Genomic DNA, 25,288 nt, shown 5'->3' with positions numbered 1-25,288 from the left:
CCCTCATTCTCTCCCGGCGCGGTGGCTCTAGTTCTTCTTTTGCCACCGTTCTCATCTTTATTTAGTCTAAACTACAGTTATTGAGTGCGAGGGAGTTATTTTTTCGATCACGAGTTGTTGTAAAAAGTGGGAAAATGGCGCTTAATTCCACTCTCCCATTTTTTTATTTTCGTGCTGTCTGCTGCTTCTTTAAAGCTTGTTCTTGCATCTGCAATAACTCTGGAACTGTTACAAATTTGTACCCTTCTTTTCTCAGTCTAGCAATAATATCGGGCAATGCTTGTACTGTTCTCGCTCGATTGCCACCACCATCGTGCATCAACACAATGCCGCCCGAATTGGCCTGTCGCATCACGTTGTCCATCAACGATTGCGTCGCAGTCCGCCAATCTAAAGAATCCGCAGACCACATGATCACTGCATAATTTTTCTTCTGTGCGTAAGCTGCCAATCCATTGTTTAAAATGCCTCCTGGCGGCCGAAACATTAATGTTTTTACCCCGGTCACTTTCTCAATTAATGATGATGTGCGATCGATCTCGCGAGCCGCACCGTCTTCGTTATATTTAATGTATTGGTGGTTCCAAGTGTGGTTGCCGATCGCGTGACCGGCCGCCGCGACTTGTTTGCCAAGTTCGGGATATGTTTGCAGGTATCTTCCTACCCAGAAGAATGTCGCCTTAATATTGTTTTTCTTGAGGATATCTAGGATTTGTGTAGTAGTTGTCGGCCAGGGCCCGTCGTCAAATGTCAGGGCGATCGCCTTGTGCTGCTCATCCAGTTTTGCCTGACGCAGCATGATACCTTTAAACTGGGATGGTAGGGGTGATTGAAAACGGGTTTCCTGCTGTTGAGTTAGGGCTTTTTGGGCAACTTCAACTCGATGGGCGATCGCTCCTTTAATCCCACTAACATTAGATATCAGTTTTGGTTCTTGGGACGATACGGCCAAGACTTGTGGCTGCATCGGTGGCGCTGGTTGAGTTGCCCGCAAGTTCATCGGTAACGTCACACCCAGCAAAAAACTGCCCGCTGCGGCCAGAAAAGCAACGATTAATTTTTGTCGCCGCCTCAAAAGCCGTTTCATTTTTGTCACGTCATTCTCTCCTTCACACCTTGCACAATTAATTCTAGATTTTATTTTGATATCAGTTAATTCACTTTAGGGCATAATCTTAAATCAGATTGTCCCTAGAAATGTTACTCCAAGTAACCGATCGCAGGAAAGTCCGCCCGGATCAAAAAAATTAAGACTTGTGCGCGAGAAATCCTATAACCCATCTCAACGGGAAATAGTTAGTAGAAAATTTCCCTATGGGGCTCAAATCCCGTTAGTCGCAGGTTTATATTGTTAGGGGCTCAGGCTAGGGGCCCGCATCCCTAGCTGATGCTGCGGGGAATCGCAGCGTCCTAAAATTAACTTTTAGGGCGGATTCTCTGTTTGTACAAGCCGACAATCCGATCGATTACTTCGTCAACACTCAAATTATCTGTTTGAATTTCCACAGCATCGGCAGCTTTCCGCAAAGGCGCAACCAGGCGGGTGCTGTCCTTTTCGTCCCGCAGAGCAATGTCTTTTTCTAACTGTTCCAAGCTAATATTAGCCCGATCGGTGTCTTTAAGCTGTAACATCCGCCGACGCGATCGCTCTTGTACCGAAGCCGTCAAAAAAATCTTCAATTCCGCATCGGGAAAAACATTAGTCCCGATATCGCGGCCTTCTGCCACAATCCCACCTTTTGTACCACAGCGCCGCTGTTCATCTACTAGAAACTGGCGCACAGCAGGAATTGCCGCCATTTCCGAGACGCGAGATGTGACTTCCAAACTGCGAATTGCCTCGGTTACGTCTTCGCCGTTAATCTTCAGTATGAAAGATGCGGGATCGAGATTGTATTCCAAATAGCTGTAACTGACTAATTCGGCGATCGCACATTCGTCAGAAATCGGCGTGTCTGTTTTCAAAGCCAGCCAAGTCAGCGCCCGATACATCGCGCCGGTATCCAAATAAAACAAGCCCAAAGCTTTTGCTGCTTGCCGAGTTACCGTAGATTTGCCAGCGCCCGCCGGGCCGTCGATCGCCACAATTGGCCTCCGGTTCCTGAGAATTATATTATCAATCAAGCGAGTAGAGCCTACTCTGGCTGCTACGGCTAAAAGTCCCGCTGTTTCCACAACCTGCAACGGCATCAAAGTGTCGGGATCGACGAGTTCGGCGTATTCGAGCTTAACTTCGGGTTCTCCAGCGACTTCTGCGCGCGCAATAGCAAGTGCAGCAGCAGAGGTGCGGTCGCCTGAAGCAAAAGTTTTTGAGGCCTGTTGCAGCGCGCGGTAGAGGGCGCAGGCTTGCTGTTTTTGCTCTGTTGTTAAATACTGATTTCGAGAACTCATTGCTAGTCCTGACTCTTCGCGGACGATCGGGCAAGCAACAATCTCTACAGGCAAGTTCAAATCCAAGGCCAGCTTGCGGATAATTGCTAGCTGCTGGGCGTCTTTCTGACCGAAATAAGCTTTTGTCGGCTCAATCAAACTCAAAAGTTTGGTAACAATTGTCGCGACGCCCTGAAAATGACCGGGCCGAGACTTGCCGCACAACACCGATGTCATCGCCGGCGGTGGCACTACTTGAGTTAAGGATGAAAGTTGAATCTGTGTTTCGGCGGTTTTCTGTGTTTCGGCACGCGCGGCGAAGCTATCCCGTAGGGAATCGCTCGCTGGGTTGCCAAACATTTCTGTTGCTGAGGGAGCAAAAATGAAATCAACGCCAGCTTGTTCGCACAGCAGCCGGTCTTGCTCGAAATTCCGGGGATAATCTTGAAAATCTTCTGTCGGCCCAAATTGCAGCGGGTTGACAAAAATGCTGACTAGGACGATCGCATTGTCTTGTCTTGCTCGCTGGATCAAACTGAGATGTCCGCTGTGCAAAGCTCCCATTGTCGGCACTAAACCGACTGTCAAATCAGGTACAGCAGACTTTTGTGAATTTAAGTAGCAGCGAAGTGCTGCAATTGTCGTAAACAGGCGCACCGGTAGACTCTCCTGAAGGCATTCGGCAGAATGCAGAATTTATTATTTGTCTGAATTTGTTCGATCGGACATCTTGCAGCGATGTTAGCAACAAACTCGCGCGCCCGCATCGGGACTCGACGAGTGGAAGATGTCACTTTGATTCTACTTTCTGCCTTCTACACTTCGGATAACTTTTGTATTCTGCCTTACCAGAAAGAATTGGTTTAAAGCCGGAACCCTTAAAGGCGAGAAATTAAAAGAAGACTATTCATTACTTGAATCCTCTTCCTGACCGGGAGAGGTCGCACTCATCTGTCAACTGTCAACTGTCAACTGTCAACTGTCAACTGTCAACTGTCAACTGTCAACTGTCAACTGTCAACTGTCAACTGCCAACTGTCAACTGCCAACTGTCAACTGTCAACTGTCAACTGTCAACGTCTACCGAGTTGTTTACTGTTTCGGTTCGATTACTTCGATTTCCACTCTCGCAACGCCGCTGCTCATCATTCCCAGCACGTTAGCCGCGCCGGCAGACAAGTCAATCAGCCGATCGCCCACATAGGGGCCGCGGTCATTAATGCGGACGACTACAGATCTGCCGTTGTCGAGATTTCGCACCATGACTAGAGTGCCGAAGGGTAAGTGGCGGTGGGCAGCAGTCAAGGCATTTTGGTTAAAACGTTCGCCGCTGGCGCTGAGGTTGCCGTCAAATCCCGGGCCGTACCAGGAAGCCCAGCCGCTGAGCCGCACTTGAAGTGGGCCCAAAGATAGCACGGGGGCTTCTGGTTGGGGTTGGCCAGCGACTGCTTCTAGGGGTGGGGCGTTGCCCAGCAGTCGGCGGAGGCGATTGGTTACTTGCAGGGCGTCTCGGCTAAAGTCGCTGGTGGTGTCGGGGAGGATGGTTTCGGCGTTGATGTTTACCAAGTCCTCGCCGTTTACCTGGATCAGGTAGCGATCGCCTTTTTCCCACTTAACGGTAATGCTGTTGGGATCGATGTTGTTGCGGGCTAGCTGGTTGAGTCTTGCTGCTAGGCTGGATGCCCGCCACACTGGATCTGGTTCTTGGTTGCTAGAATTGCTGGCAATGTTTCCGGCTTTGGGATTTTCTTTTGCGCCGGCTACTTTTGACTCACTGCGAGCATCGGCTTTGCTGTCGCCAGTCGCTCCAATTTTGGTATTTGTTTCCAGACTGGTGTTGAGAAAGGTGATGACTGGAATGTTTCGCACGTAGACTGTCGCTGCTTGTCGCCCGCCCAAGTCGTGGGGCTGAATTTTGGCGATCGAGTCTTGGACAATTTCAGCTCTTGCTTGGTACTGATACTGTCCGACTTTTTGTACTTCGGCCCGAGTCGCGTTTAACTGCGGGGACGGTTGGGTGGCAATTACTTGCTGCTTGGAGCCCTGAGAGTTTTGGTTGACGGCGCTTGTGGCTTGTGCGTGACAAGACGATGCCGTTCCTACAACAGGAACTAACAGGACAGCGAGTAAACCACCAACAAATTTTTCCTTCATACGTCCAATTTTGTGAATAGCCATTGCTAACCGAGATTGGAGGATTAGCCTTTTGGCGGCAGGCGTCAAGGATTTCTCTCTTGCCCTTCGCCATTCCCCCGTGAGTCAAAGCAAAGTATCGGGGTGCGTTTTTGCTTTAATGCTTCAGCCCCAAAAAATTTTGGCGGAAACTTCCCTGATACTTGACAACTCATACTCGATCCGCAATTTGTGTGTTGTTCACGAACTGCAACAGACTACCACAAACTTTTGCGCTTGGGGATCGCTGTGCCGACACATTTCACGCAATCTTCATCAAATCTTCTCAGAGCTCTGTATGATAAAATCCTTTAATTGCGGTGCTTGCAGCCGTTTTCTGAATTCCTGAAAAATTTACAAAAATTTACAATAAATTAGCCTATTTTATGAGCTGCCAAATGGCTAGTCTAAAAAAATCTGTTTGTCAAGTGTTAACGATTGACTCCGCTAAAAAACGGAGACAAGTTTCCGATACTCGTCGCCATCGGCCTCAAATTTTAGACTAAGGTTCCAGCTCCTAGATTCATCTGTTGCCCGTTATCGGCATAAACTAAAACTTACAAATAGATTTGGCGGACTTGCGGACTTATGGATTATCGAGCAGCAGGTGTGGATGTTGAGGCGGGCAGAGCTTTTGTCGATCGCATCAAGAATACAGTCAAAAGCACCCACCGATCGGGAGTTTTGGGCGGATTCGGCGGATTTAGCGGGTTTTTCAGCGTCCCGGAGGGTTTAAAAGAGCCGGTGATGGTTTCGGGCACTGATGGTGTGGGGACTAAGTTGAAATTGGCCCACGATCTCGATCGCCACGACACGATAGGTATCGACTTGGTGGCGATGTGCGTCAACGACGTGCTGACATCCGGCGCGGAACCGCTGTTTTTTCTCGATTATTTAGCTACGGGAAAGTTAAATTCCGAACAATTAGCTGCGGTGGTGACAGGGATTGCTGACGGTTGCAAGCAAGCGGGCTGTGCTTTGCTCGGAGGGGAAACCGCAGAAATGCCCGGTTTTTACCAAGCAGGTGAGTACGATTTGGCTGGGTTTTGCGTGGGAATTGTCGAAAAGAGCAAGTTGTTGGACGCTTCCCAGGTGCGGGTGGGAGATGTGGCTGTGGGGCTGGCTAGTTCGGGAGTTCACAGCAACGGTTTTAGTTTGGTGAGAAAAATTGCAGGCGATTTGGGTTTTGATTGGCATTCCCAACCGGAAAAGTTAGGTGGCCAAAGTTTAGGAGAAGTGCTGCTGACTCCGACTACAATTTATGTGAAACCAGTCCTCGAAGCCCTGAAGAGCGGCTTGGAAATTCACGGTATGGCTCACATTACGGGCGGCGGTTTGCCGGAAAATTTGCCCCGCTGTTTGGGAGCGAATCAATCTGTGAAAATTGATTGTAATAGCTGGCCGAGTTTGCCAATTTTTGACTGGATTTCTGAAGCTGGCTCAGTTGCGACTGCGGATATGTTTAATACTTTTAATATGGGTATTGGCTTTGTGCTGTTGCTCGATCGCCGGGAAGTTGAACAGGCTGTTAAGTGGTTTGAGTCTCAGGGAATTGGTGCTTGGGCGATCGGCGAAGTTATTGACGGTAACGGGGAATTGATCATGGGCATTGATTAATTTTAATTGAATGAATTAAAAAAATCGCCTTTTTTTTTCGGGTCAAACGCTTGACTTTGACCGTTCAATAATGTATTATTAGATAATGGGAGTGGTGGCAATTTTAAAATTAATGTCACCACTCCTATTATTTAAAATAAACCACGAGAATCCTAGCCCTGTCAATAGGTAATTCTACTTTTTTAAGGCGAATTTTTTTAACAAGATTTTCAGAAAGCGCGATCATATCCACTAATAGAACTAAGTCTAAAAAACCCGGTTTATGAGACAAATTCTGCATCTCTGCGACAAATATTCAGGTATAAACCGGGTTTTTGGTCGCCCATTCGTAAGTCCTGACTAAATTATAATCAAGACAACCTAAAGAAGGTAATAGTATGTTGACAAGCGATCTCAATGCTCTACTTGACCAACAAGGACTCCAACGCCAAGATCCTGAATGTCGCTATATTACCGATCGCGTTAACTGGGAGCAATATGAAACATTGCTCGCCAGAAATGGGGATACTTCGGCATATCGAGTCACTTATTTAGATGGAGCTTTAGAAATTATGTCACCTTCCCGTCGCCATGAAAACAGAAAAACGCGCATTGGGGATCTTTTAGTCATTTATTTTTCAGAAGCAGATATCGACTATTTTCCCTTTGGTTCTACAACCCTGCGGCAAGAGGAGAAAAGGGGCGGGACGGAACCCGATGAAGCTTACTGCATTGGTACAGACAAAGAATTTCCCGATTTGGCAATTGAGGTTGTTGTTACCAGTGGTGGCCTGAATAAATTGGAAGTTTACAGAAGGTTAAATGTTAAAGAGGTTTGGTTTTGGCAAAATGAACGTTTTAGCCTCTACTACTTGCGAGAAGAAATCCCAGTTCAATTTGTCCAAACCTGCGGTTATGAACAAATCTATCGGAGCGAAATTCTCCCTAATTTAGATATAGAATTGCTGGCGGAATTTGTTCGATATCCCAATTCCCTCGCAGCAGTTAAGGAATTTCGACAACGACTGATTTCTGGAAAATGATTAATTTCAGCTTCCTTAGCTTGAGTTTTCATTAACTACTTTTCCTGCCAAATTTTCAACTATTTGAGCAATCAGTGGACGATAAATAGTGTTATCTAAGTGTTCCTTATACCACTCGTTATAATCTCCACTATTATATAGATGTTCTTCAATCAATCGAGCTTCTTCCAGTAGTATCCATAAGTTATGAGTAGCTCGATTACAAAAGCCTTCCATACCACTTATTTTAAGTCCATTTAATTTATACTGACGACAAGCTGGACAGAGACAGTCTTCTAGTTTTTTTTCTTCTTCTTGACTGACTTGACGACCCCTCCAGTTACCTAAAGGAGCCACAATGCGCTCTCCGGTTCCAGGCAATTGTATCATCCCCCGCGCCGCCCGACTGCGCCAACCGCTTGAGTCTACTGAATTAATCCTCAATAAAGCGGCTAAATGTATAGTTGCTGTGCCACCAATGCCAAAAACATGAAGTTTTGTATTTTTAAATTCTTCGCGTATATGTTGAATGCTAGATAGAATTTTATGATAAGGCAGTGCTTTCGGAGCGCGTAGTAAATTTGGTACAATGCCACCCAAAGCAATATATGGTTTTGCTAAGAATTCCTTGTGTGCCTTGATTTCATTTACATACTCTTCAAGGAATTCGCTAATGTGAATAACAGGAATGTATGATGGATGGTCTTTATAAGCCAGATTCATTTCCATTGTGCGTTTGAAACATTGTTTCTGCTCCTGAAATGTCATTTTGGGAGTAGGAATGAAGTCTTGAGGAATCGGATACCAGTCAGGTTTAGCTTTTTCTACAAACTCTTCATACTCTTTTCTTGGCGTTTCACCATCATGTTTTATAAAGTAAAAAGCACCGTTATCAAGATAAATTTGAACCTGAGTAGGAATACCCAGAGATTCGTGCAGTCCCTTTTCCATTGCCTCACGCCTGCGTTTAGGCATTTTGTGAAAATCGGCGTAGGAAATCATTACCGCGTGTAATTGGGGAAGGTAATACTCTGAGGTTTTATCCCATACACGCGGTTTGATTCCTTTTAAACTGATGCCAGCGACGATTTGCATGATTCAGATATCCTAAACCATTTCTGATAGTAGAGCTTTATATCGGGACATGAGCAATTGTCCAGTGTCATTAGTTATGTACTTACCCACATCCTTTGAGTAAATATGTGCTTGCTGAGTAACTGTTGGTATTATATAGGTAATTGGCTCCTCAGCCATAAATGAATGATCTTGGTCGATATCTATACTAGAATATCGTAAAGCCGTTAGAATTTTCTGTGCTATTGATGATACTGAGCCAAGAGAATCATTGTGAAAAAATTCATACCGAGGTAACTGCTGATTAGGATTTTTGGAGTGTCCGATAAAAAACATATACATATGAAAGATTTCACACAATTGTTTATAAGAACTGATGTTAATATCATGTTGTTTTTCATAACGTTCAAAGTAAGAGCTTTCTAAGTCTGTAAGATTAGCTTTTTCATTCAAAGTAGCTCTTGTAGTGAAAGAACGACGTATCAGACAGGTAGCTATTGTTTGTTTTAGATAATCACCAACAAACGAAGGGTCTGACAACAACAATGTCATCATTTGTCCATCGTTAAGAGTATAGTTTCCCGCTTCCCACTTCGTATCTATCTCCTTAGCTATATACCAATCCAAAACGGCACTATAAACTTTTAAACGTACATTTTTAGCTACTCCACAGTAAATAATCTTGTAGTCTCTAGCACAATTGAGACATTTAAGCAGGTCTCGTATTGCTTCGCGGGTAAATTCACCACGCCTGTTTTCAATTAAAAAGTTGTCTAAGTAAGCATCCTGCGGAAATAGGCTACCATCTCTGAGGATAATATCTGGGCGATTTCGGTCTGCATTTAACAAATATTCATGGTCAAACTTGTACTGACCAACGTCCATTGCTGAGGCGAGACAGCGTTGATAATCTTCAGGTTCTAGCTCGTCTTGGTATGATGGGTCAATTAGCATCCATTTGAGTAATTCTTCATTAGGTTGTGGATTACATCGAGGCAGATCGTAACTCGCTTGACCCTGTTGCACCCTAAGTACGGCACCAGCAGCATTGTTAAGTAAAAAGGGCACACTGCGTGTGAAAAACCGTGCGGGAACAGGTACAGAACTGCGATGCTGGCTCACATCCGAAGAGCCGATGAGAAAGTCACGGTTCCCCCAAACGTCATCAGAAGTAATCGGGTTAAGGAAGTGTTCTCCTACAATATGGCTTTGAAGGTGTTGTTGAATTGATGCAACATCCAGATTTACTCTCCATCGACTACTACCTTTAGGAGGTTTTTCGATTCGCACTTGTTCCTTAGTCATGCCAAATCCACGAATAGCAACCTGCTCTAACAGGCGTGCTAGTCGTGCAGATTTAGATGAGTCTTGCTCTATTTGACGCTTGAGGTCAGTGAAAAATTCAAGGTAGAGTTCTCTAGGATCTTTTTCGAGTAAATGTTCCCGTGCCGTTTTAATTGTGGTTTCCCAAGCTCTCTGAGACTCAACTATTTGTCGCATATAATCAGCCGTCCTTGCAACTGGATTATAATCTGCAACTTCATCACGACTGAATACCTTGTGTGATTCATCGTTGATAATTTTATTAAAGTCCAGTTCTAATTGCTGATATTGCTCAGATGAGTCCGGCTGAGATTTGCGTTTTCTGGGCATTTTTATTTCTCCTTTTGTTGTAATTTATTAATTTCAGATATCCACTTATCTTTCATCTCTTTGAAAATATCAGGAGTTTTACCACCTTCAGAATTTTCAGTTTTACGCTCCCTAATGCGTACCGGAATCGTGTGCTTGACACTCTCATAAGTACCTGAAAGCAAACAAGTACCGCGTGGCATTTTGGGTAACGCGCGTAACATTTCTTCAGAGGCATCTGACTTTACCCCCCGAATGGCATCAAGCTGATCTGGTTCCAAGGCAAACACCAGTCTTGTATTACACTGACGAATAATGCTTCTATCAATGTCAATAGGGCTTTGTGTCATTAATACCATACAAATGCCGTGATGTCTTCCAATGCGTACACCTTCCCGTATTATTTGTTTGCAAGGGCTACCCTCACCTTGTGGTACAAACAAATGAGCTTCATCCACAACCGCCACATAAGGTGGAATATGACCTCGGATGCGTAAGTTCTGAAGTTCCCTCAAAACTGCTGTTGCTATAGATTGAAGCTGTATAGAGGTTAATTTTTTACAATTTATTGCCAGACAAGGATACATAAGTTTTCGCCAGTCAGCTACCCCCGGGCCAAATATTTTGTAATTATTTAGAGTTTCTAACCTGCGTGTGACTGTATCCACTAATCGTGGCACATCACCAGGTTTACCTGATAGTGCTGCTGCTGAATCTGGTATTCTTGCTAAAACATCATCCAACGTAAATTTTGCAATATCTCCATTGACTAGACGAGTTTGTAATTCACCAAAAGCCCTTGTCACTACGTCACACTGAACTGAACTCTGTTTCATCGCTTCAGGAAGTAAATCTATCAATTCTGATTCAGTAAGTGATGAGATACGAATGCTAAAATCTTTTCCTGGCTCAACAACTTTTCCACCCAATTTTTCAACTAACGATGAATATTCATCCTGCGTATCTATAAAAACAATTGGTAAATCCATCTTGATGATTTCTTCGGCAATTACACCCATTGCATAACTCTTACCACTGCCTGTAGTTCCACCTATAAAAAAGTGCCTCTGAATAGCCTCACGTTTTAGAATAATTTCTGTTTTTGTGCCACTTACTGTTTCGCCAATGTACAAACCTTTATATCTATCGGTCTCCATGCCCAAAACACGGACGGTTTCATTACTATCAGCGATAAATACTTCTGCCCCCGAATTTGGTAAATTCTGTGGCGCTCTGATCTCTGTCTCTATAATCTCCTCAATCAAGTCAGCTTCGGCAAGGCGAAATATCCTTGTGCTATCTTCCTCTTTAGGATGATTTCGCGGCAGCCCCATGCTCTAAGTAACGTTGATGCTTTCTGCGCTTTCATTAGAGTTGCTTTCATAAGCACTACGAATTCGACCATAAAGCATGGTCTTTTCTGCTCTTGATACAGGAATCCGAACAAGCATACCAGGCTTTACATCCTGTCCTGCTTTCAATTTGATTCGCACAGTTTCAAAAGTTGGGGTATCTCGATCGGAAATAACTGTGCCGATAGGGAGAGTCTTGACGATCATTTTTAAACACCTTTATTCAGATTGAGAATTGATTATTCTCTATAAATTTCTACACCCAATTGTTGGAGCATTCGCCTAGCTGCACTGGAATGAAAGTCACTGACAGGCAATCCTGTCAAGAGACTTACCACCCACTTCGGCGATACCCGTCGCTCGCCCACTAGCACGTACCATGACTGATAGCTAGCAGGGTTGCCCTTACCTTCTGCTAACGCCTGACGCGCCACATCAAGCACTTCTACTGCTGTCATGACCACCTCAATTCCTTTGAGGCAAGCTTTTCCTTGCAAGTCGATCGCCTGTCTACTAGCTAGTTCCGGGGGCTTCCCGTACAGCCAATCATGCAAGGTTGCCAGTTTTTTGCCCAAGGAGCCTGTAGTAATTCGCACAGCTAATCCTGATTTGATTAGCATATCGTATTTATCCAGTGCAAGGAAATAATCTCGACCCAGACAAATGCAAAGTTGTTGATATGGCTTGGCGTTGAGGATATGTTTGAGTTTAGCAATGACCTCTGGTTGCAGTTGGCGCGATCGATCTCTTGTCATTTTTTGGTCATAATCTGGAATCGGATAGTCACTCGGTATCAGTCCAAACTTCGCTGACAAAATATATATCTCTAACGGTGCTGATGGTTGTTTCCGCAGAAAACGACGCAGCAAACGGAATGTTGGGCCATCATAGCGCTCAATAGCAGGCAGCGAATCAGTATCCGAACGTTTACGCTGGGAGCAAGCCAAAATTAGCAGATGTCGCAAATTTAGCACTCACTGTATATATTCTTAATGTTATTTACCACATTATTCTATTTCTTGCTGGACCACTAGCCTAATGAAGTAGAGGTAGCAGATGTGATCGCACCTCAACCAACCAATATAACTGAAGGGCGATCGGTCTTTGATGCCTCAAAAGCGATCGCTTGAGGCAAAGCACGAGATAAAAATGAATTACAGAAACCTGGCGGGCACTCTTGGCACCGCCGCTACATAAACCGATCGCGCTGGCGATCGATCTTTGCCACAGCAGCACCCGCAACATCCGCCAAAATACTAACTATCCGATACAACGCCACCGCACTCAAAATTATAGCTACAGAAAAGCGATCGGACAATAGCGCGATCGCCGTTGCTTCAAATACTCCCATGCCTCCGGGCGCACCCGGTACGACTAAACCCACAACAAACGCAAAACAGAAAGCACCGAACAAGTTCGGAATATCGAGAAAATTCACCGGATTTAAAGCCATTACAGTTAGCAAAAATCCGCTACCCCGCAATCCGATAAAACATATTTGTCCGATTAACGGCACTAAAGGATAGCGTCTAATTGGCAAATTATTTTGGCGTTGGGACTTGACGCTAGATGTTTTTTTAGCTAGACTGGAGCTAGACCCTAAACGCAAAATTAGTCGATCGCCCGCAGCCTCTCCAACATCGGAATTTTCCCCGTTCTTCTTAGATAACTTCAACCGCTCTACAAACAGGACGATCGGATTTAAAATTCGGGGATGAATCGCCGTCAAAATAGCAGCACAGCCGACTATTCGCAAAAAACCATCGATCCGCTCAAAACAAATTAACCCAATCAGCCCGCCCGCAGAAGCCATTAACAGCGGTTCCAACAACACGCTGAGAGTAGCAGCTTTCGGCGCAATGCCTGCATTTTTTGCTTCCAAAATTCGACCCCAAAAATGCCAAATATTCCCCGGCAAATACTTGGCAATATTAGTTTTGAGAAAAACCTGAATCGCCCAGGCGGCATTTACAGGTTGACGGAATTCCCGCAAAATTAACATCCACACCCAGCCGACAAAAATTAGAGACAGTAAAGTGATGCCAAGCGCAATCGCCAATAACGGAAAACTTTCGGATCGAATTTGAATATTCGCGACTTCTCGCCAGTGAGTTAAAAAAGCTTTGGCAATAAATAAAAACGTTCCGCCCAGAATCACATAGCGCAAATAAGGCTTTAAACGCGCTTTGGCGAGGTTGAAAAAATTCTGAATTCGATGCAAGTGTTCTTTTCCCATTTTCCGCTCCTGATTAGTGAATTTGGGATGGTAGATTACTTAAAGACAATTTCATGTTTTAAATCTAAAATTTAGATTGATTTTATCTAAGGAGTAAATTTCTATGCCCGGCCCGAGCCCTGACGGTCTTTCCTATCTTTTAGATGATAGCCCCAATAGTTTCGCATTAACTCCGGGCTTTTTGACTCCTTATCCTAACGGACTTTTTGCCCTCGGAGGTAACGATTTTATTGTCGGTTCCTCGGATGCCGATCGCCTCAACGGTGATAATGGTAATGACAGACTCCTCGGCGGTGGCAATTTCGATACACTCTTCGGTGGTGTCGGGAATGACTTGCTTAACGGCGGTACCGGCAACGACTTGCTGTTTGGCGGCAAGGGCAGCGATACCTTGCAGGGAGGTAGGGGAGATGATGCCCTCTACGCCGGCAACGGTAGCGACGTTTTAGTGGGCGATGGGGGCAAAGATACGCTGACAGGGGGTTTGGGCGCAGATACCTTTGTCCTCCGCAGCAACTCCCTAGTCTCCGATCCGGCTGTTGCAGACCTGATTACTGACTTTAACAGTTTTGAGGATGCGATCGGACTAACCGACAATCTTACCGAAGCAGACCTCACTTTGGAAGCAGTTGCGGACACTCCCAATACAGTAATTAAAATTCGTCAATCCGGTGCTATTTTAGGCGAAGTCGCCAACACATCTCCACAAAACCTCAGCGGTAAATTCATCTCTGCAAATACCGTATTAAGCAACCAACTCAGCCAAGCCCGCGATTTAGGCGTTTTGAGCAGCACTCAAACCATCGCCGACTCGGTTAGCAATGCTCGCCCAGACAACCTTTACCGCTTTACTTTGCCTGCAAATAACGACTTTCAATTAACTGTCAGCGGTTTTAGTGCCGATGTTGACGTGGCCGTGATTAAAGATATTAATGGCGACAATTCTATTGACTTTACCGATATTATTGCTTCTGCTAAAGAATCGGGTTTATCGCCAGAATCTATCGATCTCAAAAATTTGGCACCCGGAACATACTTTGTCCGAGTTTATCAAAACCAAGGTAATACAAATTTTACCCTAAATTTATCTGCAACTCCTGCCAATATTGTTCCTGAAAATCCCAGCAACTCACCGGATTTTGACTCTCGTTCTGGGTTCGGTTTGGTGAATGCGGCGGCGGCAGTTGCTAAAGCTCAAGGTGTTGCAACTTTTCCTGATGTTCCCGACTTGGGCGGCGACGAGTGGGGCAGAGACTTAATTAAGGCTCCAGAAGTTTGGGCGAATGGCTTGACTGGAGACGGCATTGTTGTAGCAATTATCGACAGCGGAGTTGACTACAATCACCCGGATTTAACGGGGAATATTTGGAGCAATGGTGGGGAAAATGGCGTAGATCCGACTGGTAGAAATAAAGCTAGCAACGGCGTAGATGATGATGGCAATGGCTTTGTTGACGATTTCCGGGGATGGGATTTTGCCAACAACGATAATGACCCGATGGATGATAACAGCCACGGTACTCATATCTCTGGTTTACTTGCTGCAAAAAGAGATGGAGTGGGAATAACTGGAACGGCTCCGACTGCGAAGATTATGCCTTTGAAAATACTCAATAGCACAGGAGTAGGCAAAATTTCAGATGAAATTAACGCGATTAATTACGCGGTGGCAAATGGTGCGAAAATCATTAATATTAGTTTTGGCGGTCAACAGATCAACGATCGCGAATTGAGTGTAATTCGAGCGGCGGAAGCTAAAGGTGTGGTAGTGATTTCGGCGGCAGGAAATGATGCGCGCCCGGAGGTAGATTATCCGGCTAAGTTTGCGAATGAGGTAGGAATTGCTGTCGGTGCTGTTAACCGCAACGGCTTGTTTACAGATTATTCTAACCGGGCAGGATCAGACACAATTAGTTATTTTGTGGCTCCGGGCGGCGATGGTGGCAGGGCCGATGCTGGGGACGTTTATTCAACTGTGCCACTGTCTCAACCTGGGGTTCCCTATCGATATTTTGCTGGTACTTCGATGGGAGTGCCACACGTATCTGGGGTGATAGCTTTGATGTTGCAAGCCAATCCGAGTCTGACTCCTGCTCAAATTAAGCAGATTCTGGCGGAAACTGCCAATCGATCGGTTTAAATTCCATTTGTGCTACCCGCGACGTGCAACACCATCACAAGGTGCGCAATGCGCACCTTGAGTCAGCGAAGGCGGACTTCGTTTGTGTAGGGGTGGTTTCAACCGCCGACTTCGTTTGTGTAGCCGAGTCCGATCTTAATAATTGGCGGCGTAAGTCAAGTCAAATTGGCGGCACAGAGTGATGCAGCAATAATTTGGTCGATCGAATACTAACTCGTAATTCATCTCGCCATCTATTTTGGTAATCGGCTGCTTTAAAGGGATGCCGTGAATGTCGTATTGGCGGCGTTCTAAGGCACTCCAGTCGATAATTTTGAAGTCGATTTGGTTCTGCAACTCACTTGCGATCAGATAGAGGTGCATCTTGTCTTGAACTTTCCCAGTCAGGGGAATTTTCATTAACACTGACTGAGTGACAAGGGGTTTTTGGTCGTTGGGATGCTTCTGAGTGTGGCAGCTTTTGAGTTCGATATCGTAAGGTTCTACCTTAAATTTCTCTCCATTGGCGATCGCAGACGAGTGTAAGTCTTTCAGGGATTTTTCTAGGTGAGGAATCAGCCCTAAGTCTGGATCGCACAGCAGTCTGCGAATATTCGATGTTTCAGTGACTGTCATTTGAGATTTTTGATGTTATTTTTGTTATTCTTAATTTCTAGTCTACCGCGAAACGCAGCCATATTGAACTCTACTCTAGACATACTTCCCAAAATTCAGTTTCTTGGCAGTCTGTCGCGGTGAACCAGACATTTTTGGAAATCAACCAGTTTTTCGCCTTAATCCTTGCAGATTATTTTTTAGTAATTTTCCATAGATTGAGCTCGACATTACCAACCGCCGGATCTATTTGATAGTTTTGCTGTTCAATTGCCGATCGCAAAGTTGAGGACGGTCTGTATAAAAACAAGTCGCCGAAACCGCCGGGAATTTTCGGTGGTTCAGGTTTTTTCCGTGCCAATTCTCGATTTTTGTAGCAAGAAGTATAACAGCGCGGTTCTATTAGCAATTTGACTTGTGGTTGCAAGCGATAACTCAAAGGCATGATGTATGCGATATTCGCATCGCTGATCATCAGGGGATTTCTAGCTTGATTCACAGTGCTAGCTACTTCCAATTCCGCGCGCAACCAACCGCTGCCTTTATTCCACCAACTATCGGCTTGAGAACTAATTCCCGCCGATATAATTCCGACCGAAAACAGTGCAATTGTCACTACTCTCCACAGTTTTTGCTGCTGGAAACTAGCCAAATTGTTGCTAATTTTGGCAGACAGCAGGTAAGCAACTGCTAGCTGAATTCCCACATAACATGGAACTAAATATCGCGGATTTGTCGATCGCCTTCCACCTTTTAGTATATCAGGCACTGCTAAAAACAAAGCGGTTGTGGCAATTAATAACAAGATCAGTAACCAAACCCGTTTTGGTGTATGTCGGTACAGAAAATAAATCGCATAGCCGACTAAAGCTACAATCATGATGCCAACTGGAATTACCAAGGCTAATTGTGTGACGTTGGCAGTGCCATCAATGCCAATATCAAAAAATCCTATGCTGATTGAACCAACCCACCTGCTAACTAATCTTAATAGATTTTTCTGTTCTGCCCATACTGTTGTACTTCTAACTTGATTGAAGTTTTCTACAGTATTTACGAGAGAAGGCATGAAGCCGATTAAGGCCACCATTGCTGCTGCATAATAGGCAATAAATGTTTTAACATCGCGCCAGTTGGCAATGACTGCGACGTAGATTGCATGGGCGGCGGCGACGCAGACAAATAACAAGTGGGTGTACAGTCCCATTGCTGCTGTGACTGCGTAAAGTGCCCAGCGAGAAACCAGCAAAATTGAATTTTGAGTTAAGTCAGGGCGCATTGCTCGCAGCAACGCTGCACTGGATAAAATGGTAGTTAATGTCCACAAACTGTACTGTCTGGCTTCTTGGGCAAATAGGATGTGGTAGGGAGAAATTGCGAAAATTGCGATCGCCATCCACCCTACTGCTGATGATTCAAACAACTCCCAAGCCAGCCAATAAATAGCGGGAAATACTAGCAAGCTAATCACGGCGGCTAAACTTCTCATTGCTGCAACCGAAGTGCCGAACCATTGCGCCCAAAATCGCGCTAGTATGTAATACAGTGGCGGGTGTTGGGGGTCTTCGGTTACTAAAGAATGTAGTGTGTCAGTTAAAGTTTTTCCGGCATTGATCTGCTGGTATTTTTGTAAATCGGAGGGCAAGGTTATTTTCTGGTACGAAATTTGTTTAAGCATTGCGGCTTCGGTGTAGCCAGAAACCCTCAAAGAAGTATAGGTTTCGTCAATCCAGTAAAATTTGCGATCGAGATTTCCGAAGCGAAATAAAATGCCGATCGCCAATACTGCTATAATTAAAAATTTCAGCCACTTGTTAAGTAAAAAATTGTGAGAATTTAGTCGATCGCGATTTTCAACTTCCATTTTATAACTAGCTAATCTCGCAGAAATTTTTTGTTATTACCCTAGCCGTAAGGTGCGCCGAAGAGCACCATACAAAAACTGAAACAATTGAAAAATCTCGCTTTTATCTGAGGCTAGATCCCCCTAAATCCCTCGAAAGCAAGGGGGACTTTGATCAGAATCTTGTTCCCCCCTTAAGAAGGCGGGCTAGGGGGGATCTGGCCTCGGCGGTAAACAGCAGTCTATGAGTACGTTTGACGTTAAGTTAACACCAATGATTAATCGTCTACTCCTTCAATCGGCGCAAAACCTTGCCGCTGAATATTCTCGGTGATAGTGCGCGGTTCGAGGAATTGCAGCAAATAATCCGGGCCGCCAGCTTTGGAACCAACACCCGAAAGTTTGAATCCTCCGAAGGGTTGCCGCGATACCACTGCGCCGGTGATTCCGCGATTTATGTACAGGTTTCCGACTTCAAAATCGGCTTGGGCGCGATCGATATGCGAAGGTGTGCGAGAATACAATCCGCCGGTTAAAGCAAAATTTGTGCCGTTAGCAATGGTAATCGCTTCGCTGAAATTCTTTGCCCGAACCGCCGACAAAACCGGGCCAAAAATTTCTTCTTGGGCGATAGTTGCAGTCGGGGATACTTCCGTAACAATGACTGGGCCGACAAAATAGCCAGTTTCTGGTGCGGCCATTTCTAAGGCTATTTTAGCTTCAGCGCGGCCTTTTTCGATGTATTCGCGGATGCGCGACTGGGCGGTAGCATCGATTACAGGCCCGACTTGAGTGCCGGGATTTTCGGCTGCACCGACATTGAGCGATCGCGTGGCTTCTATCAATCTTTCCACAAAAGCATCGTACACCGACTCGACCACAATTACTCGCGAACAAGCAGAACATTTTTGGCCGCTGTATCCAAATGCCGAATAAACTACGCCTGCAACTGCTTGGTCTAAATCCGCACTTTCATCAACAATAATTGCATTCTTGCCGCCCATTTCTGCAATTACTCGCTTCAGGTGTTTTTGTCCCGGCCGCAAAATCGCGGCTTCGGCATAAATCTGACAGCCAACTTCCTGAGAACCGGTGAAAGTAATCATGTGAACATCGGGATGTTTCACCATGTAAGCGCCGACGGTTGAACCTTTGCAAGGCACGTATTGAAATACGCCTTTTGGAATCCCGGCTTCTAGCAAAATTTCCGCTATTTTAGCCGCAATTACTGTGGAAAATTCCGCAGGTTTGAGCAAAGTACAGTTACCTGCAACTAGCGATGCAACTGTCATCCCGACGGGAATGGCCAGGGGAAAATTCCAAGGAGAAATAATCAGAGAAATGCCGCGTGGCTGATAAGTATAGCGGTTGTTTTCTCCAGCTATATCGTAATTTTGCCCTTGTTCCAACCGTTCCATTTCGTCGGCGTAGTAGCGACAGAAATCAATGGCTTCCGAGACTTCGGCATCGCATTCTCTGACTGGTTTGCCGACTTCAAACACCATCCAAGCTGATAGTTCGTGCCGCCGTTGTTCCATCAATTCTGCGGCTTTGCGGAGGACTCCGGCGCGCTGGCGGACGGGGGTTTTCCGCCAACTTGTGGAGGCTGCTTTGGCTGCTTCTAGGGCTTGTTTGGCTTGTGCTTCGGATAGCAATCCGATTTTACCGACTACTTCTTCGGGATTGGAAGGGTTGAGCGAATTAACGGTTGTTTCGGTGTTTTGGTATTCGCCATCGATTAGCGGTAAGTAGGTTTTACCTAGGTTGGCGCGCACTGATTTGATGGCTGCTTCTGCTTGTTGCCGCAATTTGGTATTGGCGTAGTCGGTATCGGCGACGTTGGGGAATACTTTGCTGTAAACTAGCTGGTCGTTGCCATTGGCTACTGGGGCGGCTAATAATTGGTCGATCGGCATTTCTTCGGAACTTTGCCGGATAAACGAACTGTTGGCGGTATTTTCCAGCAATCTGCGGATCAAATAAGCCATGCCTGGGAGCAAATCGCCGTAGGGACAGTATACTCTGACGCGATAACCGCGATCGACCAAAAGCTTGGCCAATTTGTCCCCCATGCCATACAGCACTTGCATTTCAAAGCGGCGGCGCGGTATGTTGAGAGTTTCGGCAATCGCGATCGCCCTGGCTTGCGATCGCACGTTGTGACTGGCAATTGCAGCATACAAATATTCGTGATTTTCCAGCAGCAACTGAGTCATCTGCTCGAAATTTGCATCCGTAGCAACTTTATCATTATAGACAGGCTGCGGCCAATCTTTCTGCATCGCCTTGATAGTTTCCTGATCCCAGTAAGCACCTTTTACCACACGCACCGTTACCGGATTTCCGCGTTTTTTTGCCCAAGCAATAATGCCTTGCAAATCTTGTTTGCTATCGCGCAAATATGCCTGCATTGTAATTCCAACATCTGTGCGACTGCGGAACTCTTCCTCTAACAATAAGTCTTTCAGAATACTGAGAGTTAAACTCTTGTATGCGTACTGTTCCATGTCGAAATGAACAGCCGCTCCCAATTCCTTCGCGCGCCGCAATAACAAGCGAATTCTCTCGCTGACTTTCTCCTCGCTGCCTTTAGCATCCAGCGGATCAAACTGAGAATAAAAAGCAGTTAATTTGACAGATACTTGCACTCGCGGCAGAGTTTCGCCATCAGCCTTGTCAATTGCATCTACCTGCGACCAATTCTTTGCTGCACTGGTCAATTCCGTCATCAATTCCAAATAGCGATTCAGATAAACTTGCGCCTCAGTTTCGGTAATTACAGCTTCCCCCAAAAGGTCAACTGTAAAACCCATTTTATCTTTGCGAAGTCGCTCTAAGGTTTTAATTACCTGCTTGATATTTTCCCCAGAAATATACTTGTGCGCCAGAGTTTCCACCGCAGGCGCAACCGTCGTCGCAGCCAATTGGCCGGGAACCGAATCAGCGTTAGCAAAGCTGAGCAATTTTTTCAATGCTTCCGGCAATTCTACCTCTTCCACAGTCAGGTATTCTTGCAAGTGGCGGGCAATTTCCGGCTTGCTGCGGAGGGCGGGCAAACAGTCAATAAATCGAAACAATTGCACCCGCAGTCCGGGGCTAGCCATTGCCCAATCCATCAGCTTATCGTCCCAGCGCATTTGGTCTTGCAATTGGCCAAAAAACGATCGCTTTTTGTCTTGAGTTGCCTTCAGAATTTCTTTGGCAATTTCTTGGGTTTTTGCTTCGTAGATGCTTGGAGATACTTGTGCGACCATTGGTAATTAGTAATTAGTAATTGGTAATTGGTAATTGGTAACTGGCAACCAGGGTGGGTTGATGTATTTTGCAACTACCCCTTGATACAATTATACTTGCTATTTGACTTCAATTTTAACACCGTAGTTTGCTTGGCGATCGCCCGAAATTTCAATAGTATAATCGCCGCTGCTGGTTAGTTGACCTTGCCACTGACCTGTGCTATCAACAGTACCTACTTTTTCACCGTTAGGAGCAATAATGTCGGCACTAACTTGACCTTCTTGAACCTTTATTGTCATGCTTTGGCCGCTATTGCATTCTACCAAGTAGCGTTTGGATTTGTTTGCTCGCAAACTATTGCTGAGAGTAGTTCCGGTAGCACCGGCTTGAAAGCTAACTCGCTCAGTTACAGGGGTTTCCACGGCAGCGGGAGAAGGCAGCGGCGACGGGGAAGCAAGTTGCGGAACGCCTGACAGGGAGGGTATTTGAGGCTGGCTAGGTGACGGAGCAATTGTGGGGGGCAGTGCCTGCTGGGGTGCTGGACCCACTCCGGGCTGGCGGTAGGCGCGCGCTGTTGGGACAGGGGGAGGGCTTTCGGGGAGGGGTACGTCTGAGTGCAGTTTGATTTGAATGTTTACTCTTTCTTGATACATTTTCCACCCTAGAAAAGCACCGAGACTCAGGACGGAACCGACTAACATTCCGCTGAAAAAAACTGTCAATATTTGCCAAACTCGATGTTGTTTCGGATCGGGATTCTCCGTTTGATTTAGTTGAGTCTGGTGATTTTCATTTTGAATTGTTTCCGGCGCAATATCGGCTGCAATTGGAATTGTTTCGGCTTCGTCCATTGCCGTTGAAATATCTTCTCGCGCGGCAATTTCAGCAGGAGTTTCTGTTGGTAAGGAAGTTGCTGCTAAAACACTTTCACTGGGGAGATTTTCTGTAGGAGTTTCTGGGGGTTCGGAAGTTGCTGTCAAAGCATCTTCAATTGGAGGGATTTCAGCGGGAGTTTCTGCTGCTTCGGAAGTTGGATGGGGACTGGCAATTGCAGTGTTCGCCAACTCATCGCTGTCAGTGGCAATTGTTTCCGGTTGCTGGGTCAAAATTTGATTGTTTTCGAGTTCGTTACTCATAGGACTAAATTTCTTGTACAAATACCGCTTTTAGACATTTTACGCGATCGGGACTTGTGCATTAAGACCAAAGAAACCGGGTTTTTTACCTAATCTCTGCATTACAAGGATTTTCGGGGAAAACCCGGTTTCTGACCACCCGTGCGTAAGTCCTAGTTATATCAAATCCGATGATGCCTCAATGATACTGAGGGTGCAAGGGGGATGATCGCACTGAGGACTAAATTCCTCACTACAAACGTGGTAAATATTGAGCGCAATTTGCGATCGCAATTTTCTACCGATCTCAATTATTAGGCAAAGACTGCCAAAAAGGTCGTGGTTCAGGCTTCCTGACAGTATTCGTCGCCGACTGCACATTTCCTTTCAATTCTTGATAATACCTATCATCCAGAAAACTAACGCTGACGCCAGCAGGAAGCAGTAATTGGCGCAATCTTTCTTGAGTGTAATCTAAACCGTCAATCAGTGCCCCGCGGGGATTGGAAACTAACAATTTGCCGTTAATTGGCACCGAGTTTACCATATTCGGCCACCAAGCATAACCGCTGTAGCCAAACATAGCTGGAACTTGAACGATTTGGTCATCAGCGAGGGAAAACTCTCTTTTCAACTTCTCTAAAATCGGATTAAGTTTTTGCTTTTGCAAATTGAGATTGTGTTGCAATAAAGCTGGATTCTTCAAAGCGGCGCTGACTGTAGTTTCAGTGCTCAAACCGCGATTGATCGTAACATCACCGTAACCTTTTCCCGCCAATTCTTCTAACAGCTTAACTCCGGCTTCTGGACTAGCGATCGCCATTATATATTTTCCGGGAATTTGAGTGGGAATAAAATTGATAATCTCATCGACTTGGCGAGTCAACAGCCAAGAAGTATCAATATCCACCGCCGGCCCTTGAATTCTTTGAGCTTGAATAAAATCAAGTACCTCTGGATTAAAACCAACATTCCCCGAATTCCCGTAATAAACTCGACCCATTGGGTGTCCGGGAATCGGTGGCGTCACCTGCAAATTTCCGTATCCATCAGACCACTGATTTACAGGGTCTTTAGAGCGAGAATTGCCAATTTTAAATACTCTCAAATCCCGCTCTTTAGTTGATTTAGCAGGCAGGTTTTCCTCTTGGTCACGATTGCTTTTTATGGCGACATCAACTTGACCTACTTCCAATTTTTGGGGAACTTGAACGTAGCCGTTTTTCTGAATGTCTTGCATCCAAGCATTATCACCCTGGATGATTTTTACTTGAGCGCCCGTGGGTTCTACAGCTTGTTTGAGTTGGGAGATAAATTCGCTGTTTGCCGAACCTCTGTCGCTGACTTGAACCTCTGTAACTGGCGCGGTATTAGCAGGCATGATCCAAGGACTAACGCCCATTTGGATGGTTGTGGCGGCGATTTGTTGACCGTTGTTTTCGGCTGTTGCTTTGAGATTCACAGTGCCGTTCCAGTTGCGATCGGCAAATTGTTTTGCTTCCACACCTAATACAATATTCGTGCTAAAAACTAGGGGTTTAGCACCGGATATATCTACAGGTTTCCAGCCGTCACCCGTTTTCTGAAAAACGCTGATGTGAGGGCTAGCAATGCTATCAGCAGTGATGAATAATTGAGAGTTTTTGAAGTTTTCAGACAGGATTAAGTTAACTTGAGAAAGCATGGCTGCGCGACGGGGGACGCTAACCTTGGTTTGTTGCCAAGTCGGTATTTTGCTGCGGCGATCATCGTTATGGCGATCGCTAAATAGAATTAGCGCGCCGCTGGACAATGACCATTGTTCTTTTCCGGCTTCGTCTAGCTGATTAATGTTACCGTCTCTGTTAGTATCTCCTGCAAAGAAGAAGTTCGACGGCGAGGCGGCGGGCGTTACTGGGGCGGGAGTTGCTGTTGCGGTTGATTCTGGAGTTGGTTGAGGACTTGCTGGTTGATTGAGTTCTAATTCTTGTCTTTGTTGTTCTTTTAGGGCTAATTCTTGCTTTTCTAATTCTTGTCTGGTTAGTTCTTTTAGGGCTAATTCTTGCCTTTCTTTTGCTTGGCGGGCGAGTTCTTGTTTTTCTTGTTCTTGGCGGACTAATTCTTGCTTGGCAAATTCTTGTCTTTCTAGTTCTCTGCGGGCGAGTTCTTTTTTCTCTTGTTCTTGTCTCTCTATTTCTCGGCGAGCAAATTCTTTTTGTTCTTGCTCTTTGCGGGCGATTTCTCTTACCCGTTCTTCCTCGGCTCTAATTTTCTGTACAGAACGTGCTACTTGCCATTCGTAGGTAGCGACAGTGAGGTTTCCTTGATATTCGATGGTTTTGTCGATCGCCCGCTCAGCCAAAAAAGAACCGTGGGGAATGAGTCGCAGGTGGTCGAGTGCGATTTGCCACAGGCGTTGTGACTCTTCCCAAGTAGCAGGGTCGGCTTTAGAAGTGCGTCCAATTACAACAGCTCTGGCCGCTATTTTAGCAGCATCGTCCCAATTATTTTTAGCTCTTTCTTCTGTTTCAATCTGACTTTGAGCGTTTTGGAGTTTCTCAGCCAGATTTTTGGATTCCTGGCGGTACCAATGTTCTGGGGAAAACAGGTTGCTGTCGGGATTTTTCGCGCTGTTATCTAATTCTACCTTGAGGCGATCGCGCAATTTGTAGAGTTCCGGGAGCGATTGCGGAGTGTCGCCGTCTGTCTGTCGCCCTGAGAGTGTGAGTTGGTAATTTAGGGAAGGTTGAGCGACTGTTGCGGGCACAGCAACCCAAATAATACCGATGACGACACCGAAAGTATTCACAATGGCGATCGTAATATAGTTAACCCAGCGCATATAGTTAATCCTCTGACTCCCAGATAATTCTACCTAATCTTGGTGCATTTAGTCAGATTTTACGGTGATTTGGGCGAATAGGAC

General features: G+C 45.6%; 17 protein-coding genes. 3 read left to right on the top strand and 14 right to left on the bottom strand.

Annotated elements, in window-relative coordinates; all coding sequences use genetic code 11:
- Positions 1-163: 163 nt before the first annotated feature.
- The 3 genes from QUB66_RS11670 to QUB66_RS11660 all read right to left on the bottom strand — a co-directional run bounded on the left by QUB66_RS11670 (position 164) and on the right by QUB66_RS11660 (position 4,524).
- Complete coding sequence (locus tag QUB66_RS11670) at positions 164-1,087, bottom strand: polysaccharide deacetylase family protein (protein ID WP_265234458.1); 924 nt, start codon at positions 1,085-1,087, stop codon at positions 164-166.
- 329 nt (positions 1,088-1,416) lie between these two features.
- On the bottom strand, positions 1,417-3,027 hold the full coding sequence (locus QUB66_RS11665; RefSeq protein WP_332967704.1) for a bifunctional pantoate--beta-alanine ligase/(d)CMP kinase: 1,611 nt from the start codon (positions 3,025-3,027) through the stop codon (positions 1,417-1,419).
- Between the two features lie 435 nt (positions 3,028-3,462).
- Complete coding sequence (locus QUB66_RS11660) at positions 3,463-4,524, bottom strand: septal ring lytic transglycosylase RlpA family protein (RefSeq protein ID WP_332967705.1); 1,062 nt, start codon at positions 4,522-4,524, stop codon at positions 3,463-3,465.
- Positions 4,525-5,130: 606 nt separating this feature from the next.
- Between QUB66_RS11660 and purM the strand changes: the two genes are divergently transcribed.
- The gene (purM, locus tag QUB66_RS11655; protein ID WP_332967707.1) at positions 5,131-6,159 is read left to right on the top strand and encodes a phosphoribosylformylglycinamidine cyclo-ligase; all 1,029 of its coding nucleotides are present in this window, start codon (positions 5,131-5,133) and stop codon (positions 6,157-6,159) included.
- Between the two features lie 377 nt (positions 6,160-6,536).
- Entirely contained in the window at positions 6,537-7,181 is a 645-nt protein-coding gene (locus QUB66_RS11650; RefSeq protein ID WP_332967708.1) for a Uma2 family endonuclease, read from the top strand.
- 15 nt (positions 7,182-7,196) lie between these two features.
- Here QUB66_RS11650 and QUB66_RS11645 read toward each other — a convergent pair whose 3' ends face one another.
- The 6 genes from QUB66_RS11645 to QUB66_RS11620 all read right to left on the bottom strand — a co-directional run bounded on the left by QUB66_RS11645 (position 7,197) and on the right by QUB66_RS11620 (position 13,454).
- Positions 7,197-8,255, bottom strand: coding sequence for a hypothetical protein (locus tag QUB66_RS11645; RefSeq protein WP_332967709.1), 1,059 nt, complete (start codon positions 8,253-8,255; stop codon positions 7,197-7,199).
- Between the two features lie 12 nt (positions 8,256-8,267).
- Positions 8,268-9,887, bottom strand: a complete 1,620-nt coding sequence (locus QUB66_RS11640) for a hypothetical protein (RefSeq protein ID WP_332967710.1) — start codon at positions 9,885-9,887, stop codon at positions 8,268-8,270.
- 2 nt (positions 9,888-9,889) lie between these two features.
- Complete coding sequence (locus QUB66_RS11635) at positions 9,890-11,200, bottom strand: ATP-binding protein (RefSeq protein WP_332967711.1); 1,311 nt, start codon at positions 11,198-11,200, stop codon at positions 9,890-9,892.
- 3 nt (positions 11,201-11,203) lie between these two features.
- Positions 11,204-11,425 carry a hypothetical protein gene (locus QUB66_RS11630; RefSeq protein ID WP_332967712.1) on the bottom strand — a complete coding sequence of 74 codons (222 nt, stop codon included), beginning with the start codon at positions 11,423-11,425 and terminating at the stop codon, positions 11,204-11,206.
- Positions 11,426-11,457: 32 nt separating this feature from the next.
- The gene (locus tag QUB66_RS11625; protein WP_332967713.1) at positions 11,458-12,192 is read right to left on the bottom strand and encodes a DUF6884 domain-containing protein; all 735 of its coding nucleotides are present in this window, start codon (positions 12,190-12,192) and stop codon (positions 11,458-11,460) included.
- Positions 12,193-12,407: 215 nt separating this feature from the next.
- On the bottom strand, positions 12,408-13,454 hold the full coding sequence (locus QUB66_RS11620; protein WP_332967714.1) for a lysylphosphatidylglycerol synthase transmembrane domain-containing protein: 1,047 nt from the start codon (positions 13,452-13,454) through the stop codon (positions 12,408-12,410).
- A 103-nt stretch (positions 13,455-13,557) separates the two neighbouring features.
- On the opposite strand from QUB66_RS11620, the gene QUB66_RS11615 reads away from it, so the two are divergent.
- Positions 13,558-15,594, top strand: coding sequence for a S8 family serine peptidase (locus QUB66_RS11615; protein ID WP_332967716.1), 2,037 nt, complete (start codon positions 13,558-13,560; stop codon positions 15,592-15,594).
- Positions 15,595-15,729: 135 nt separating this feature from the next.
- Here the strand turns inward: QUB66_RS11615 and QUB66_RS11610 are convergent, their stop codons facing one another.
- The 5 genes from QUB66_RS11610 to QUB66_RS11590 form a co-directional block, all read right to left on the bottom strand.
- Positions 15,730-16,209 (bottom strand): hypothetical protein, encoded by a 480-nt coding sequence (locus QUB66_RS11610; protein WP_265234372.1) that lies wholly within the window; start codon positions 16,207-16,209, stop codon positions 15,730-15,732.
- A gap of 172 nt (positions 16,210-16,381) precedes the next feature.
- Positions 16,382-18,052, bottom strand: a complete 1,671-nt coding sequence (locus QUB66_RS11605) for a glycosyltransferase family 39 protein (RefSeq protein WP_332967717.1) — start codon at positions 18,050-18,052, stop codon at positions 16,382-16,384.
- Positions 18,053-18,309: 257 nt separating this feature from the next.
- The gene (gene pruA / locus QUB66_RS11600; protein WP_332967718.1) at positions 18,310-21,285 is read right to left on the bottom strand and encodes an L-glutamate gamma-semialdehyde dehydrogenase; all 2,976 of its coding nucleotides are present in this window, start codon (positions 21,283-21,285) and stop codon (positions 18,310-18,312) included.
- A 99-nt stretch (positions 21,286-21,384) separates the two neighbouring features.
- A complete protein-coding gene (locus QUB66_RS11595; protein ID WP_332967720.1) occupies positions 21,385-22,404 on the bottom strand; it encodes a hypothetical protein in 1,020 nt (339 codons plus the stop codon).
- Positions 22,405-22,690: 286 nt separating this feature from the next.
- A complete protein-coding gene (locus tag QUB66_RS11590) occupies positions 22,691-25,204 on the bottom strand; it encodes a protein-arginine deiminase family protein (RefSeq protein WP_332971234.1) in 2,514 nt (837 codons plus the stop codon).
- Positions 25,205-25,288 lie beyond the last annotated feature (84 nt).

The sequence above is a fragment of the Microcoleus sp. A2-C3 genome (genome assembly GCF_036706065.1).
Lineage (GTDB): Bacteria > Cyanobacteriota > Cyanobacteriia > Cyanobacteriales > Microcoleaceae > Microcoleus.
Note: the sequence above shows the minus strand (reverse complement) of the source record. Positions and strands in the feature narration are given on the sequence as shown.

What these genes read in the sequence shown, in the direction of transcription:
- QUB66_RS11635 (WP_332967711.1), bottom strand. Translation starts at nt 11,200, where the DNA reads ATGGGGCTGCCGCGAAATCATCCTAAAGAGGAAGATAGCACAAGGATA.
- QUB66_RS11670 (WP_265234458.1), bottom strand. Translation starts at nt 1,087, where the DNA reads ATGAAACGGCTTTTGAGGCGGCGACAAAAATTAATCGTTGCTTTTCTG.
- QUB66_RS11645 (WP_332967709.1), bottom strand. Translation starts at nt 8,255, where the DNA reads ATGCAAATCGTCGCTGGCATCAGTTTAAAAGGAATCAAACCGCGTGTA.
- QUB66_RS11615 (WP_332967716.1), top strand. Translation starts at nt 13,558, where the DNA reads ATGCCCGGCCCGAGCCCTGACGGTCTTTCCTATCTTTTAGATGATAGC.
- QUB66_RS11595 (WP_332967720.1), bottom strand. Translation starts at nt 22,404, where the DNA reads ATGAGTAACGAACTCGAAAACAATCAAATTTTGACCCAGCAACCGGAA.
- QUB66_RS11630 (WP_332967712.1), bottom strand. Translation starts at nt 11,425, where the DNA reads ATGATCGTCAAGACTCTCCCTATCGGCACAGTTATTTCCGATCGAGAT.
- QUB66_RS11650 (WP_332967708.1), top strand. Translation starts at nt 6,537, where the DNA reads ATGTTGACAAGCGATCTCAATGCTCTACTTGACCAACAAGGACTCCAA.
- QUB66_RS11590 (WP_332971234.1), bottom strand. Translation starts at nt 25,204, where the DNA reads ATGCGCTGGGTTAACTATATTACGATCGCCATTGTGAATACTTTCGGT.
- QUB66_RS11620 (WP_332967714.1), bottom strand. Translation starts at nt 13,454, where the DNA reads ATGGGAAAAGAACACTTGCATCGAATTCAGAATTTTTTCAACCTCGCC.
- QUB66_RS11640 (WP_332967710.1), bottom strand. Translation starts at nt 9,887, where the DNA reads ATGCCCAGAAAACGCAAATCTCAGCCGGACTCATCTGAGCAATATCAG.
- QUB66_RS11605 (WP_332967717.1), bottom strand. Translation starts at nt 18,052, where the DNA reads ATGGAAGTTGAAAATCGCGATCGACTAAATTCTCACAATTTTTTACTT.
- QUB66_RS11610 (WP_265234372.1), bottom strand. Translation starts at nt 16,209, where the DNA reads ATGACAGTCACTGAAACATCGAATATTCGCAGACTGCTGTGCGATCCA.
- QUB66_RS11660 (WP_332967705.1), bottom strand. Translation starts at nt 4,524, where the DNA reads ATGAAGGAAAAATTTGTTGGTGGTTTACTCGCTGTCCTGTTAGTTCCT.
- purM (WP_332967707.1), top strand. Translation starts at nt 5,131, where the DNA reads ATGGATTATCGAGCAGCAGGTGTGGATGTTGAGGCGGGCAGAGCTTTT.
- pruA (WP_332967718.1), bottom strand. Translation starts at nt 21,285, where the DNA reads ATGGTCGCACAAGTATCTCCAAGCATCTACGAAGCAAAAACCCAAGAA.